This is a genomic window from Acidimicrobiia bacterium (genome assembly GCA_009694375.1).
GTDB lineage: Bacteria > Actinomycetota > Acidimicrobiia > Acidimicrobiales > VFJN01 > VFJN01.
Window position 1 is genome coordinate 70,833 of record SHVB01000005.1, and the last position, 14,662, is coordinate 85,494.

At 66.9% G+C, this 14,662-nt stretch carries 13 protein-coding genes and 1 pseudogene; 8 read left to right on the forward strand and 6 right to left on the reverse strand.

Annotated elements, in window-relative coordinates; genetic code table 11:
* The first annotated feature begins 40 nt into the window (after positions 1-40).
* Both EXQ71_05070 and EXQ71_05075 read left to right on the forward strand, forming a co-directional pair.
* Entirely contained in the window at positions 41-1,321 is a 1,281-nt protein-coding gene (locus EXQ71_05070; protein MSO86874.1) for an FAD-dependent oxidoreductase, read from the forward strand.
* Positions 1,318-2,535: an ATP-binding protein gene (locus EXQ71_05075; protein ID MSO86875.1), complete on the forward strand. Its 1,218-nt coding sequence runs from the start codon at positions 1,318-1,320 to the stop codon at positions 2,533-2,535. The genes EXQ71_05070 and EXQ71_05075 overlap by 4 nt, the downstream gene beginning before the upstream one ends.
* A gap of 74 nt (positions 2,536-2,609) precedes the next feature.
* Here EXQ71_05075 and EXQ71_05080 read toward each other — a convergent pair whose 3' ends face one another.
* A complete protein-coding gene (locus tag EXQ71_05080; GenBank protein ID MSO86876.1) occupies positions 2,610-3,440 on the reverse strand; it encodes a hypothetical protein in 831 nt (276 codons plus the stop codon).
* A gap of 260 nt (positions 3,441-3,700) precedes the next feature.
* Here EXQ71_05080 and EXQ71_05085 point away from each other — a divergent pair, with 260 nt between their 5' ends.
* Positions 3,701-5,236, forward strand: coding sequence for a DEAD/DEAH box helicase (locus tag EXQ71_05085; GenBank protein MSO86877.1), 1,536 nt, complete (start codon positions 3,701-3,703; stop codon positions 5,234-5,236).
* A gap of 369 nt (positions 5,237-5,605) precedes the next feature.
* Here the strand turns inward: EXQ71_05085 and EXQ71_05090 are convergent, their stop codons facing one another.
* Together EXQ71_05090 and EXQ71_05095 are read right to left on the reverse strand one after the other, a co-directional pair.
* The gene (locus tag EXQ71_05090) at positions 5,606-6,415 is read right to left on the reverse strand and encodes a crotonase/enoyl-CoA hydratase family protein (GenBank protein ID MSO86878.1); all 810 of its coding nucleotides are present in this window, start codon (positions 6,413-6,415) and stop codon (positions 5,606-5,608) included.
* A gap of 66 nt (positions 6,416-6,481) precedes the next feature.
* Positions 6,482-7,585 carry an LLM class flavin-dependent oxidoreductase gene (locus tag EXQ71_05095; GenBank protein MSO86879.1) on the reverse strand — a complete coding sequence of 368 codons (1,104 nt, stop codon included), beginning with the start codon at positions 7,583-7,585 and terminating at the stop codon, positions 6,482-6,484.
* A 34-nt stretch (positions 7,586-7,619) separates the two neighbouring features.
* On the opposite strand from EXQ71_05095, the gene EXQ71_05100 reads away from it, so the two are divergent.
* The gene (locus tag EXQ71_05100) at positions 7,620-8,408 is read left to right on the forward strand and encodes an SDR family oxidoreductase (protein ID MSO86880.1); all 789 of its coding nucleotides are present in this window, start codon (positions 7,620-7,622) and stop codon (positions 8,406-8,408) included.
* Between the two features lie 16 nt (positions 8,409-8,424).
* Here EXQ71_05100 and EXQ71_05105 read toward each other — a convergent pair whose 3' ends face one another.
* The gene (locus tag EXQ71_05105; GenBank protein ID MSO86881.1) at positions 8,425-8,937 is read right to left on the reverse strand and encodes a carbonic anhydrase; all 513 of its coding nucleotides are present in this window, start codon (positions 8,935-8,937) and stop codon (positions 8,425-8,427) included.
* 60 nt (positions 8,938-8,997) lie between these two features.
* Between EXQ71_05105 and EXQ71_05110 the strand changes: the two genes are divergently transcribed.
* Both EXQ71_05110 and EXQ71_05115 read left to right on the forward strand, forming a co-directional pair.
* Complete coding sequence (locus EXQ71_05110; protein MSO86882.1) at positions 8,998-9,936, forward strand: SDR family NAD(P)-dependent oxidoreductase; 939 nt, start codon at positions 8,998-9,000, stop codon at positions 9,934-9,936.
* Positions 9,933-10,793 carry a TIGR03619 family F420-dependent LLM class oxidoreductase gene (locus EXQ71_05115; protein ID MSO86883.1) on the forward strand — a complete coding sequence of 287 codons (861 nt, stop codon included), beginning with the start codon at positions 9,933-9,935 and terminating at the stop codon, positions 10,791-10,793. The genes EXQ71_05110 and EXQ71_05115 overlap by 4 nt, the downstream gene beginning before the upstream one ends.
* 18 nt (positions 10,794-10,811) lie before the next feature.
* Here EXQ71_05115 and EXQ71_05120 read toward each other — a convergent pair whose 3' ends face one another.
* Complete coding sequence (locus EXQ71_05120; protein MSO86884.1) at positions 10,812-11,540, reverse strand: hypothetical protein; 729 nt, start codon at positions 11,538-11,540, stop codon at positions 10,812-10,814.
* A gap of 7 nt (positions 11,541-11,547) precedes the next feature.
* Positions 11,548-12,222, reverse strand: coding sequence for a hemolysin III family protein (locus EXQ71_05125; GenBank protein ID MSO86885.1), 675 nt, complete (start codon positions 12,220-12,222; stop codon positions 11,548-11,550).
* A 70-nt stretch (positions 12,223-12,292) separates the two neighbouring features.
* Between EXQ71_05125 and EXQ71_05130 the strand changes: the two are divergent.
* Positions 12,293-12,927: pseudogene (locus EXQ71_05130) on the forward strand (MBL fold metallo-hydrolase).
* A gap of 33 nt (positions 12,928-12,960) precedes the next feature.
* The gene (locus EXQ71_05135; protein MSO86886.1) at positions 12,961-14,661 is read left to right on the forward strand and encodes a long-chain fatty acid--CoA ligase; all 1,701 of its coding nucleotides are present in this window, start codon (positions 12,961-12,963) and stop codon (positions 14,659-14,661) included.
* Position 14,662 lies beyond the last annotated feature (1 nt).

The following is a 14,662-nucleotide window of genomic DNA, read 5'->3' on the forward strand; positions in this document are numbered from 1 at the left end:
ATTCCCATATATCTTAAGGAGTTAGTTACCATCGTTTCCTATGATGACTCATCTCTCGCCCGGATATGCGCCGGGCGTGCTCTGGCAGGAAACCGCCACCCCCCACCCGGTAGCGCCACAGCCGCTGCCGGACGCGGTTGATGTCGTCATTATTGGTGGCGGCTACTGCGGCCTCTCGGCAGCGACCGAATTGGCTCATCGAGGCCGATCCGTCGCAGTTCTCGATGCCCACGATCTTGGATGGGGTGCGAGCACCCGTAACGGTGGGATGGTACTGCCCGATCTCAAGGCCGGGCCGGCGTCGCTCAAGGCGCGCTACGGCGATCTCGGGCTTCGCCTCCATGCTGCCGTCGAAGCTGCCTTCGACCACGTGGAGCACGTGATCGCTGCCGGATCCATCGACTGCGCCTACGAACGCACCGGCCAGCTCTACCTGTCCCACGGTGAGCGGGCGCCGGCTCGCCTCGACGCCCTGGCGACCGAGTTGGCCTCGGTTGGATCCGCCGCGCGTGTGGTGCGGGGAGAGGCACTGCGTGCCGAGGTCGGCTCTGCGGCGTTCTCCGCAGGCCTCGTGGTTGAGCGCAGCGGGGGGCTGCACCCCGCCCGCTTTCATGCGGGCCTCACCCGACTAGCGGAGGCGGCGGGGGCCTCATTGCACCCCCACACTCCGGCCACAGCGGTAACCCGGGCTGCGACCCGCTGGACCGTTTCCACCCCCCGCGGGGTGATCGATGCCGGCCACGTGCTCCTGGCCACCAACGCCTACGCCGATGCGCTCGTGCCCGCCCTGCGTCGCCGCGTCCTCCCCATGGGGTCGTTCATCATCGCCACCGAGCCACTCGCTCCCGAGGTCGCCCAGGCGGTTCTCCCCACCGGCCGCATGTGCTTCAACGACCGCAATCTGCTGTGGTACTGGCGCCTCGACGATGCCGGACGCATGGTGTTTGGCGGACGAAAACGCTTGGGTAGCGTGGGCCTTGAGGAGGCCCGCGACTACCTCTATCAATCCATGCTGGAGGTCTATCCGCAGCTGGCCGGCACCAAAGTGGAACGGGCCTGGGGGGGCCAGGTGGCCCTCACCCTCGACCGCCTCCCCCACTGCGGGCAGGAGGGCGGCCTCTGGTATGCGACGGGCTGCAACGGCTCTGGCGTAGCGCTCAATACATGGATGGGCCAGCGTATGGGAGCCGCCATCGACGGCGAGGGTCTCCCGGCCTTTGCTGAGTTGCCGCCCCGAGCGATACCGCTGCACTCACTCCGGCGAGCATGGCTTCCCCTGGTATCGACATGGTTCCAACTTCAAGACAGGAGAGCGACGTGAAGATCCTCGTAGTGGGTAGTGGCGGGGTTGGGGCGGCCTTCGCCATGATCGCCCGGCGGCGCACCTTCTTCGAGCAGGTGGTGCTAGCCGACCTCGACGCATCCCGCGCCGGCGCGGCCGCCGAAGCCACCGGTGATCCACGGTTCATCGGCGTGGCTCTTGATGCATCGGATCGGGACGAGGTGGCCACCTGTATCCGTACCCACGGATGCACCCATGTCCTGAACGCGGCCGACCCTCGGTTCGTGATGCCGATCTTTGGTGGGGCATTCGATGCAGGCGCCACCTACCTCGACATGGCCATGTCGCTGTCGAAACCGCACCCCTCCCAGCCCCATCAACAGCCCGGGGTGAAGTTGGGCGATGAGCAGTTCGAGCAGGCGGCAGAGTGGGAGGAACGCGGGTTGCTGGCCCTGGTGGGCATGGGGGTGGAGCCGGGCCTTTCGGATGTGTTCGCCCGTCATGCCGCCGATTCCCTCTTCAGCACCATCAGCGAATGTGGCGTCCGAGACGGCGCCGACCTCGTGGTGGATGGTTTTGCCTTCGCCCCCACGTTTTCCATCTGGACCACCATCGAAGAATGTCTGAACCCTCCAGTGATCTGGGAAAAAGACCGAGGCTGGTTCACCACCCCGCCCTTCTCCGAGCCCGAGACGTTCGTGTTCCCCGAGGGTATCGGCCCCGTTGAATGTGTGAACGTGGAACACGAGGAAGTACTCCTCATCCCGCGCTGGGTCGACTGCGACCGCGTCACGTTCAAGTACGGCCTCGGCGACGAGTTCATCGAGGTGTTGCAGGTGCTCAACAAGATCGGGCTCGATCGCACCCCCACGGTAAAAGTGCGGGGGATGGATGTGTCTCCGCGCGACGTCGTGGCGGCCTGCCTCCCCGACCCCGCCGGCCTGGGCGACCGCATGCGGGGGCGTACCTGCGCGGGTACCTGGGTCACCGGCACCGGTGTGGATGGCCGTCCCCGGGAGGTGTACCTCTACCATCTGGCCGACAACGAAGAGACCATGCGACGCGATCATTCCCAAGCCGTCGTCTGGCAGACCGCCATCAACCCGGTAGTGGCGCTGGAACTGCTCGCGACGCGGGCCTGGTCGGGGACGGGGGTACTCGGACCGGAGGCCTTCCCAGCGCAGCCATTCCTCGACCTGCTCGTCGACCACGGCTCACCGTGGGGCATGGAAGAACGTACCCCCCAACCCTGATCCCCGCCGGGGTCCCCCCGGTCGGTGAGCAGGGGATGCCCCGTCAACTTGGCCCACCGGAGCCGCCCGTGGGCTTAGCGGAACCCGAAGGTGCCGCTCGCCACGATCGCAGCACTCAGCGGCCGCACAAGGCGACGCAACTCGTCACAACCTTCCTGACCGAGCACCAGCCAGGGGGCGAGCGCGAGACGATCGGTGTGGTCCTCGATGTGCTGCCGCAACGCCAACCCCGCCTCGGTGAACCCCCCCGTGCGATCCACCAGCGAGCGATCAGCCAGCCGGCCAATCGAGGCGTCCCAGGCGGCGTCGTCCCACTGGCGCGACTCTTGGAGGGCTGCCCGCGGCACATCACCCGAGGCCGCATGCAGCACGAGAGCATCCACCCCATCGAGACCCGCTTCTAGGAGGCAGGCAATATGGCCGTCGCCGCGAAACTCCCGCAGCAGTGTGATGGCGTGCCAAAGGACCAGACGCGGCGAGGCGGGCCAGGGCAAGCTGGCGTGGCCCGCATAGAGGGGACGACCCGGCGCCGTACAACCCTGCGCGGCGAGGCGGGCCAACTCGGCGGCACGCCCCATGCCTGGGTCCTGGCTCGCGTCACCGAGCCCCCGTTCGAGAGCGGCGTCAGCGGCGGCGAGACGGGCCTGGATGAGCTGAGCGGGGTCGGCGATGGCCCACACCGCTGGGATGGCGGCGTGCACCACCAACGGGTTGAAATTGTAGAACGTAGCCACCACCACCTCGGCGGGTACCGCCCCCATCGGAGCTGCTCGGGAAGCGAAGTACCCGTCGCGTCTCTCCACGCCGAGCGCCTCGTAGGCGGCGGTGGCCTCGGGCGCGAAGTAGATCATCGCGTGGTACGGCTCAAGGGTCCGCCACATCTTGCGGGCCATCGCTGGTTCCATGACGGTGGACCCTAGAACTTCGTCCCGGCACCCCGGGCGCCAACAGACCCAGTGCCCGTGACGGCCCCCGGAGGGATACCGATAGTGGTGGTGGGGGCGGGGACCGGTATAGTGATGAGGCGCCAGCAGTCGCTGGCGGGCCGTGTCGAGCTGTGGCTTGAGACTGCCACCCATCAGCAGCGTACGAATCGCTGCACTCGACACGAGATCGGCCACCGTCGGTCTATTCCATCGAGTGTGCGCGCGTCCCTGCCCCCTCGATGCAGGAGAACCCCCCCATGTCCCCCACCTTTGCCTCACTCGGCGTGCCCGCTCGCCTGTGCGAGCGCCTGGACGTCCTCGGTATCGCCGAGCCGTTCCCGGTGCAGGCCGCCACCCTTCCCGATGCCCTCGCGGGCCGCGACGTGTGCGGTAAGGCCCCGACCGGCTCCGGTAAGACCATCGCCTTCGGCCTTCCGTTGCTGGCCCGAGTTGAAAAGGCGGCCCCCCGCCGCCCCAAGGCACTCGTCCTGGTACCCACCCGGGAACTGGCGTCGCAGGTACAAGACCAACTCATGGCCCTGTGCTGGGGCACCAAAACCGAGGTGCTGGCGGTGTACGGCGGTGCCGGCATGGACCGCCAGATGCGTGCCCTCGCCAAGGGCGTCGAAGTAGTGGTGGCCACCCCCGGTCGCCTCAAAGACCTTCTCGAGCGCGGCTCTTTGCGCCTCGACGACGTGAGCATCGTGGTGATCGACGAAGCCGACCGCATGGCCGACATGGGGTTCCTCCCCGAAGTCCGTCGCCTCCTCGACCTCACCAACAAGAACCGCCAGACCATGCTCTTCTCCGCCACCCTCGACGGCGATGTCGACGTGCTCATCCGCAATTACCAAACGAACCCGGTGCATCACGAGGCGGCTTCGCTCGAGGTACAGGGCGAGGTCACCCATCGCTTCTGGGCCGTGTCCCACGGAGAGCGCATCGAGGTGGCCACCGCCATCGTGCAGCGATGCTGGCCGGCCATCGTCTTCAGTCGGACCCGCCATGGTGCCGAGCGTCTGTCGAAACAGCTGAACAAGGCCGGTATTCGCTCCGAGGCCATCCACGGTGACCGCAGCCAGAGCCAGCGCGAGAAGGCGTTGCGAGCGTTCGGCAAGGGCGATGTGCACGTACTGGTGGCCACCGACGTTGCCGCTCGCGGCATCCACGTGGACGGGGTGGCCTGCGTTTTGCAGTACGACCCGCCCGCCACCGACAAGGACTACGTCCATCGCTCCGGTCGCACCGGCCGGGCTGGCGAGCCGGGAACGGTGATCACGCTCATCTCCCCCGAAAAGGAAAAAGACGTGCGCAAGATGCAGCGGGAACTCCGGCGCCGGGAGCCCATCGAGGCGGCGACCGTGGCTACCGCCGCCGCGGTACTGGCCGCCACTCCGGCCCCGCCGGTGGACCGTGGCGACGGTCTCGACGGTGTGTCACGCCGCCAACGGGCCCGGGCCGAGGACCGCCCCCGTCCGGCTCGTTCGGACCGTCCGGCTCGTTCGGACCGTCCGGCTCGTCCGGACCGTTCGGACCGTCCGGCTCGTCCGGCTCGTCCGGCTCGTCCCAGCAGCTCCACCAACCCCAAGCCCACCCGGGGTAAGGGACACCGCAAGGGCGAAAGCCCCCGCGCGGTGTCGGAGGGGGATTGGACCCCCCGCCCCAAGCCGGCCAGCACCGGCGGCAAAGCCAAGCCCGGTAGACGACCCACTGGTGCTGGAGCCGCCCGCCCGGGCCGCCCCGCCAGTGGCAACGCACGCCGACGCAGCAGCTGAGCCAAACCTCCCGTTACCCCCCGCCTACGCGTTCTGTCGTTGTTGCGGGCCGCCGCCGGGCCCGATGCTGCGACGACGCCGGGTGGGGGTTAGCGGTTGCCGCGGCGGCCGGAGCGGGTGGGACCGCCGGGAACGGCTCCCGGACGGCCGGGAGTGGCGGGCAGCCGGACGGGGCCGAAGGTGGGCCGGGCCGGGGGTGGGCTGGCGGACTTGGATCCAGCGGGCTGCGTGCCCTTGGGGGTGACACGACCGCCGGAGCGGGACGGCTTCTTGGCCATAGTGAACCTCCTGTTACCCATCCAGACGAACCGGCGAAGCGCCCACGGCGCCAGCGGCGATTGCTATGACCTTAGCCACCGGTCCACCGCTTCAGGTCCCGGTGAAGTTGGGTTTGCGCTTCTCCATGAACGCCCGGGGTCCCTCCCGAGCGTCCTGACTCGCCATGACCTCCATGCCCAGTTCCAACTCACGGGCGAAGGCGTCGGCCTCGGTGAGTTCGAGGGCGGCGGTCACCGAGGCTTTGATGTTACGCACCGCCAGTGGGCCATTGGCGGAGATGCGCTCCGCCACCTCCTGCGCCACCGCCAGCGCCCCGCCACCGGGGGTGAGGTGACTCGCGAGCCCTACTTCATACGCCCGCGCCCCCGTGATCGGGTTGCCCACAATGAGCATGTCCATCGCCACCGTGTACGGAATCTGACGGGGTAGCCGGATCGTGCTGGCCGACATGGGGAACAGGCCCCGTTGCACCTCCGAAACGGCCAGTTGCGCGTTCTCCGCTACCACGCGGATGTCGAAGGCCTGGAGGATTTCCATCCCGCCGGCGTAGCAGTAGCCCTCCACTGCCGCGATGATCGGCTTCTTCACGTAGTGGTCCTTGAGGAACCCTTTGTAAATAAGGGTGAAGTCCTGACGGATCCGTTCCTCGTACTCGTCTTCGGCCGGCTTGCCCGAGATGAGAGCGCCCACCAGTCGATCAAGGTCGGCCCCGGCGGAGAAGTTGCCGCCCGCGCCGGTCATCACTCCCACCCGAAGATCGTCATCGGCATCGAGGAGGTCCCACGCATCGCCCAGCAAGCAGAGCATCTCCGCATTGAAGGCGTTGCGCTTTTCCGGTCGGTTCAGCGTGATGATGAGGACGTGGTCGTGGCGCTCCACGAGGACAGCGGGGTCAGACATACACCCAGTTTTAGCGGCCGGTGGCCGGCATGACCACACGCCGCTCCAACAACCCTCCGCGCCGGATCAGCGAAAGGCCGGGATGACGTGCTCGCCCATCATGCGGATCGTCTGCATGACGGCATCGTGGGGAATCTTGTAGGGGTTCACAAGGCACAGAAGTTGGTCGACCCCCGCCGCCTCGTACCGCTTACAGGTCTCGATGCACTCATCCGGTGTACCCAGCACACAGGCGCCGATCCCCTCGAGATACTCAAGATCCAGGAAGTCGAGGGAACCATCATCAGCCACCTGCTTCAGGTCGGCGGCGTACGCGTAAGAACCGAGATCCTGGCCACGATCGGCCTGCATATCGGCCACCGAGGCGATGAGCCGAGCCCCGGCCTTCGGGTACCACTCAAAACTCTCGCGGGCCGTGGCCCGGGCTTCGGCAGTGGTGGGGGCGCACACCGCCATCGTGAAAGTGGATGCCTGGTTGTGCACGTAGGCCCCGAGCGGCGCGGTGCAGGTGGAGATGGCCTGTCGATAGATGTCGATCTTTTCCTTCACCTCTTCAGGGGCCACGCCCACCGCGAAGGAACACAGGCCCAAGCCGAGGCCGCCCACTTGCCGATGGCCGTCTTCGGAACTGGTGGCCCCCCAGATCGGCGGGTGGGGCGACTGGATGGGCTTGGGCAACACCCGGCGGCGCGGCATCGACCAGTGCTCGCCCTCGAACTCGTACTCGTCGTTGGTCCAACAGCCCACGACGTGACCGATCGCCTCCTGCCACATGGCCCGCGTGTCGGCGGGATCGATCCCGAAGCCCTCCAGTTCGGCCCGGGTAGACGAGCGGCCCGTACCCATGTCGACGCGGCCATTGGAGATGAGGTCGAGCACCGCCACCGACTCCGCCGTACGGATCGGGTGGTTGTACGGCTTCGGCATCAGGCGCACACCGAAGCCCAACCGCATTCGCTCGGTGCGGGCGGCGATGGCCCCGAAGAGCACCTCCGGATTCGAGCAGTGCGAATACTCCTCCAAGAAGTGGTGCTCCACCGTCCAAAACGCGTCCCAGCCGTATTGTTCCCCGGCCACCGCTTGCTCGATGGTCTGTTGGTAAGCCAGCCGCTCGGAATCCGGGCCCCACGGGCGAGGAACCGGAATCTCGTAGAACAAGGCGAAGCGCATAAACAGTGTTCTACCCGAAAACAAAGGAGCAGTTATGAGCACCGTCACAGACAAGGTCGTAGTGGTCACCGGGGCGGCATCGGGGATCGGCTTAGCCACCGCCCAGCGCCTGTTGGCTGACGGCGCCACCGTGGTAGGCGCTGACCTCGGCACCGGGCCCGGCGACCTCGGCCCCCGCTGGGCGTACATAGCCACCGACGTGACCGACGAGGCCGCCGTCGAGGCCCTCGTGGCCGCCGCCGTGGCCCACGGGGGGCGCCTCGACGGGGTGGTGAACGCAGCCGGGGTAGCAGGAGGCGGACCCGCCCATCAGGTAGACGCCGGGGAGTGGCATCGCGTCATCAGCGTCAATCTCACCGGCACCTTCTTCGTGATGAAACATGCCATCGCCCAACTTCTGAGCCAAGACCCGGTGCAGGGCGAGCGCGGGTCTCTCGTGACCATTGCCAGCATTGAGGGCCTCGAGGGCACCGCCGGGGGGAGCGCCTACAACGCGGCCAAAGGCGGAGTGGTGTTGCTCACGAAGAACCTGGCGATCGACTACGGGCCCTCGGGCATCCGGGCCAACACCATTTGTCCTGGCTTCATCCAGACCCCGATGACCCACGACCTGTTCGAACTGCCCGGCATGGAGGATGTGGCCGAGGGCTACCGGATCGAACATGCCCTGCGTCGCTACGGACAGCCGGAGGAGATTGCCGCCGCCGCCGCCTTCCTGCTGTCGTCGGACGCATCCTTCGTTACGGGTCATGCCCTCGCCGTGGACGGTGGCTACACCGCCGGCCGTGACCACGGAATCACCAAGATGCTCGGCCTGAGTTAGCCATCCGGGCGACGGCTCACCAACCGGCGGGCGGGACTACGGGGGCCAGACGGCCCGAATGCAGGTCGTACACCAACCCCGCCACCACGGTTCCGTCGGGGATCAACGGGCTGCCCAGTACGAGGGCTACGTCGTCTTCCAGCACCCGCCGCTGATCAGAAATCGCCAGGGGCTCGAACCCTTCGATCACCCGACCGGTGGCTTGGGCCACCGCGGCACGCAATTCCGCATCGGTGACGGAGGTCATCTTGCAATCAGTGTGCTGCACCACCGCGATGCGAACGACCCCGAGGGCTGCCACCGCCAACGCCAGGCTGCGCAGCATGTCCTCGGTCACTCGGGCACCGGCGTTCCGGAGAATCTTGGCGTCTCCCGGCTCGAGCCCGAACACCGCCAATGGGTCGATCCGGGAGTCGATGCAGGTGAGGATGGCGAGGCCCCGGCGGGCGGTGCCAGTGCCGGCCACCTCGTGGTCGAGCGCTGCGTAGCGGGCATTGGCGTCGAATAGGTCGGAGAAGGCGTCGTCCACGAGGGCCTATCCGAGCAGGCAAAGAGGTCCGCTGCCCAATCCGTGCCAACATCGACCCCCATGACAACCTTCGGCTTCCACTCCACCACCGACGACGTAATCGTCGGCCTTGACCTCACCGGCCAACGGATTCTGGTCACCGGTGCCAGCACCGGACTCGGCCTCGAGACCACCCGGGCCCTCGTCGCCGCCGGGGCATCGGTGATCATGGCGGTGCGCGACCTCGCCAAGGGCGCCGCCGCCGTCGAGGAAGTGCGCGTCCACGTGCCGGCGGCAGACCTGGAGCTTCGCCGGGTGGACCTCGCCGATCTCGCCAGCGTGCGAACCTTCACCGACGACTTGCTCCACGACCATGCGAGTCTCGATGTGCTCATCGCCAACGCCGGCATCATGGCGTGCCCGAAAGCCACCACGGTGGACGGATTCGAGTTGCAGTTCGGCACCAACCACCTCGGCCATTTCCTGCTCATTACCCGCCTCATGCCCGCCCTGATCGCCGCCGGCGGGGCCCGGGTGGTACTTCTGAGTTCGGCCGGCCACCGCTTCGGCGACATCGACCTCGACGATCCCGCCTTCGAACAGGTTCCCTACGACCCCTGGATGGCCTACGGGCGGTCCAAGACCGCCAACTCACTGTGCGCGGTAGGCATCGACGACCGTTTCCGTTCTCAGGGGGTGCGAGCCTTCGCCGTCCATCCCGGGGGTATCCAAACCGAACTGGGTCGCCACCTCACCAACGAATCACTGCAGATCCTCATCGATCACCTCGCCGATGCCACGGTAGAGATGCCGTGGAAAACCATTCCGCAAGGCGCTGCGACCAGCGTGTACGCCGCCACCTCGCGCGACCTCGACGGTCAGGGCGGCGTGTACCTAGAGGACTGCCACATCGCCCAGATCACGGAAGACCCCACGGCCCGTGAAGGTGTACGGGGCTACGCGCTCGACCGCCAGTCGGCGGATGCCCTGTGGACCTTGTCGGAGAAACTGGTCCAGTGAGGTTCACCTTCGCCGAGGCCATGACCGATCCGAGCTACTACCTCCCGCTGGCTCAGGCCGCCGATGCGGCCGGCTTCCATGGCTTCCTGGTCCCCGACAGCATCTGCTACCCGGCTGAATCCGACGCCGTCTATCCCTATACCGCCGATGGCGATCGGGGCTTCATCGAGGACAAGCCGTTCCTCGAGCCCTTCTCCATCATCCCGGCCATGGGAGCGGTGACCGAACGCATCCGTTTCGTGATCTCGGTGCTCAAACTCACCGTGCGCCATCCCGTGCTGGTAGCCAAGCAGGCGGCGTCTACCGCCGTGCTCACCAACAACCGGCTCACCCTCGGCATCGGCACCAGCCCGTGGCCGGAGGATTATGAGGTGTGCGACGTGCCCTTCGTTCGCCGCGGGAAGCGAGCCGACGAGAGCATCGAGGTGATGCGCGGCCTTCTCACCGGACAGTGGTTTGAGTTCCACGGCGAGATCTACGACGTGCCGCGCATCAAACAGTGCCCGGTGCCCTCCACCCCGATCCCCATCATCGTGGGGGGCCATTCGGAGCCGGCCTTACGGCGAGCGGTCCGCAACGACGGATGGATCCACGGGGGCGGGGATCTTGAGGCCTTGCCCGGCCTGATTACCCGTCTCCACGAACTTCGCGCCCAGGAGGGACGCCCATCGGACCCCTTTGAGATCCACGTGATCTCGATGGACGCCTACTCGCCCGATGGCATCAGCCGTCTGGAGGAGATGGGGGTCACCGACGTGATCGTGGGATTCCGGTGGGCCTACGACCGGACCCAGGATGCCGAGCCGCTCCAAACTAAGATCGACAGCCTCAATCGGTACGCCGAATCGATGTTCTAATCCGCCCGGGTAAGCGGATCAGGTCTTCACGAAGTGCTCGCTCATCGTCACGCTGCGGAGACGATCCAGATCCAGACAAGCCGCCACGTTGACCATCATCAGCGCCAGGTTGGCCTGCAGAACGGCTGGGTCGCCGTCGGCGTTGAAGAACAGCATGGGATCCGCCACGTGGGCGGCGGAGGGCCAGCCTTCCTCCACGATCCCATCGATCGCCGGGGCATCGGAGGTAACCCCGCGGTGCACCTCGTTGCGGATGTATCGGGTACGGGGCTGAAGCCGACCGGAGGCGGGCGACTGCGTGCCGTGCCATTTGTCGATCCACTCGCCATAGGCCAACCCCTTGCGGCGGTGCACGAGGGCCACGGTCAACACGCCCGGCGAAGGTTCCCCGTCGGGCCAATCCCGCGGAGCCGCATGGGGAGTGGTGCCGTAGTCGTCGTAGCACGACTCGGTCACAAGATGCCCTGATACCGGCAACCCGATGGTGGCGAGGGCATCGTCCACACCGGGCCGTTTGTCGTAACTATCCAGCCAGACGGAAACCTGAGCCACCGGGGCCGCCTCACCGACCGGCGGCGGGGCCGGGCTGGGGGCCTCGGCGGCGCGGGTGTCGTGCACATTCACCGTCACCCCCCGAGCGCCCAACCTGAGCAGGTGAGGCGCCACCTCACCGAGGAGTTGACTCCTCACCCGGTCGCCGAGGGCTGGCTGGAGATCGGCCCAGAGCAGGAAAATGATCTTTTCCATCGCCCTCCTACGCCGGTGCCGGGGTGTGGACCACCAAGGCGATGGCCACGAAGTGGCAGACCACCGCCGCCACCACCAGCACGTGCCAGACCTCGTGATAGCCAAACACCCGCGGAAAGGGATCCGGCCAGCGGGTGAACAGGAACACACTGCCCAGCGTGAACAGGACGCCTCCCACCACCAACAGGGTCATCTCGACGCCGCTGAGGTGGTTCCACAGCTGCGGGATCGCCACCACCGCCGCCCATCCGAGGCAGAAATACAGCACGCCGCGCAACCAGCGGCTGGCCCGTCCCGCCGTGAAGGCCAGGGCGAAGCCAATGGCGGCGCCGGTCCAGGCCAACGCCAGCATCGCCCATGCCATCCATCCTCGTAGCACCAGCACACACAGCGGGGTGTAACTCCCGGCAATCATCACAAAAATGGTGCCGTGGTCGAGCTTTTGCATCAACGCTTGCTTGGCCGAGGTCCAGTTGAGCCGGTGGTAGAAACCACTCACGGCGAACAGGGCGATGAGCCCCAGCGCGTAGACCAGAGAAGCCACGCGGCCCCGAACCCCCGACGCCAGTGCCACCACCACCACTGCGGCGGGAACGGCCAAGAAGAAACAGACGAGGTGCAGCCAGCCCCGCAGCAACGGCTTCGGGGGCGAACCCGTCGACTCCGGGGCGGCGGCGATCATGCCCTCAGCCTAGGGCTGCGGGTTTCAAATGGGAACGGAGGGCCTGGCGAGTCCGACTACGTTCCGGGGGATGATCCCCTTCGGGCGCGGCCCCCACGAAATCGCCGAGAGCACGTGGGCCTCTCTGCAGCCCGATGGCGGCTGAGGTTGGTCCAACGCTGGGCTGGTGACCGACGGCATCGAGATCACGCCCCCACCACTACCTTCGACGGCGCGCTCACCCTGCGGGTGGGTGATCGCGTGGTGGAGTTATACGAACTCGGCCCCGCCCACACTCAGGGCGACGTCATCGTGCACATACTGGATCGCCAGGTGGTGTGCACCGGCGATCTCGTCTGTCACGGTGGCCACCCGATTGCCTGGGCCGGGCCCATCGCGAGCTGGATCGCCGCCTGCGATCGCATCCTGGCGCTCGAACCAGCCATCGTGGTTCCCGGCCATGGCCCGCTGGGCGACCGCCAATGTGTGGTGGACCAGCGCGGCTACTTCGAGTGGCTGGTCGCCGAAAGCACCCCCCGCCTGCAGGCCGGAATGGCGCCCCTTGACACCGCCTTCGACCTGGCCGGGGGGCCCTACGCCGGCGGGGGCGAAGGCGAACGGCTGGTGGTGAACCTCATCGCGTTAGCCCGCGACCTGGGCCAAAATCCCTCCGATGAGCTGCTCGCCATGTTGGGGGCGATGGCTACCTTGGCCGCCCCACAGTGATCGCCCCCGGTTCGCTCTGCTAGCAAAGGCAACGTGCTGAACTACGAGGAAGCCACTGCGGTGGTCACAGGACCCGGCGAGCGGTTCGAGATTGAGACCATCGACATAGGCGGGGTGGAGGTGAAGGCCTTCAAACACGCCCCGCCGAGCCTGCGCGAAGTGTTCGCCACCGCCCGCGACCGGGGGGAGGACACCTTCTTGGTCTACGAGGACGAGCGTTGGAGTTTCCCCGAAGTGATGGTGCACGTGGACGCCATGGCCTCCCTGCTGGTGGACCGCTACGGCGTGGTTCCCGGCGACCGGGTGGCGATCGGGATGCGGAACTATCCCGAATGGGTTATCGCCTTCGCCGCCATCACCTCCATCGGGGCCATCTCGGTGTCGCTCAACGCCTGGTGGACCAGCGACGAACTCGACTATGCCCTCCAAGACTGCGGCGCCCGCGTGCTCATCGCCGACATCGAGCGGGCCCAACGCGCCCATGCCACCACCCGCCGCCTCGGCACGCACCTTGTCGTAGTGCGCGAACTCGGCGCCGTTCCCGAGGGTGCTGACCGCTGGGAGGATGTGCGCCAACTCGGTGCCCCGATGCCGGAGGTGGTGATCACCCCCGACCACGACGCCACCATCCTCTACACCTCCGGCACCACCGGACGACCCAAGGGAGCGGTATCCACCCATCGGGCCGTGGTGCAGGCGCTCATGGGCTTCGGCTGCAAGTCGGTGCTGGATCGCGTCCGCCGCGAGGGAGGACCCGAAGCCGAGGTTGCGGGCCTGCCCCCCTCCTTCATTCTGATCGTGCCGCTGTTCCACGTGACCGGCTGCGTTCCCGTGTTGCTGTCGTGCTTCTCCGCCGGCCTCAAACTCGTGATCATGTATAAGTGGGACGCTGACCGCGCCCTTGAATTGATCGAGCGAGAGCAGATCACCAACTTCGTAGGCGTGCCCACCCAAAGTTGGGACCTGCTGGAGTCGCCCCGGTTTGCCCAAACAGACACCTCCAGCCTCGTGAGCATCGGGGGCGGTGGTGCCCCCGCCCCGCCGAAACTGGTGAGCCGGGTGGCGTCGAGTTTTCGCGGCGGCGGCCCCTCGATCGGCTACGGCATGACCGAGACCAACGCCTACGGACCCGGCAACAACGGACAGGACTACCTCACCCACCCCACCAGCACGGGCCGGGCCACCCCCATCATGGACCTGGCCGTTCGCGATCCTGACGGCAGGGACCTGCCCATCGGTGCGCGGGGTGAAATCTGGTTCAAGGGACCTCACCTCATCCGGGGCTACTGGAACAAACCCGAAGCCACCGCCGAGACCATTGTCCAGGGTTGGCTCCGCAGCGGCGACCTCGGTCGCGTGGACGAGGAAGGGTTCGTCTATGTGGAGGACCGAGCCAAAGACATGGTCCTGCGGGCCGGCGAGAACGTGTTTTGCGCCGAGGTGGAAGCGGCTATCTATGAGCACCCTGCGGTGCACGAAGCCGCCGTGTTCGGCGTGCCCCATGAGCGCCTCGGCGAGGAGGTAGGCGTGGCGATCTACCCACGGACCGGCGAAACCCTCGGCGCCGAGGAACTCCAAAACCACGTACGGGAGCGACTGGCCGGCTTCAAGGTGCCCAGCATCGTGATGATCGTGGACGCCCCGCTCCCCCGCAACGCCGCCGGCAAGATCCTCAAACGCGAACTCCGAGACCTCGCCACCCCTAACCCATCCCCGGCTTCTGCCGGTGGGTAAA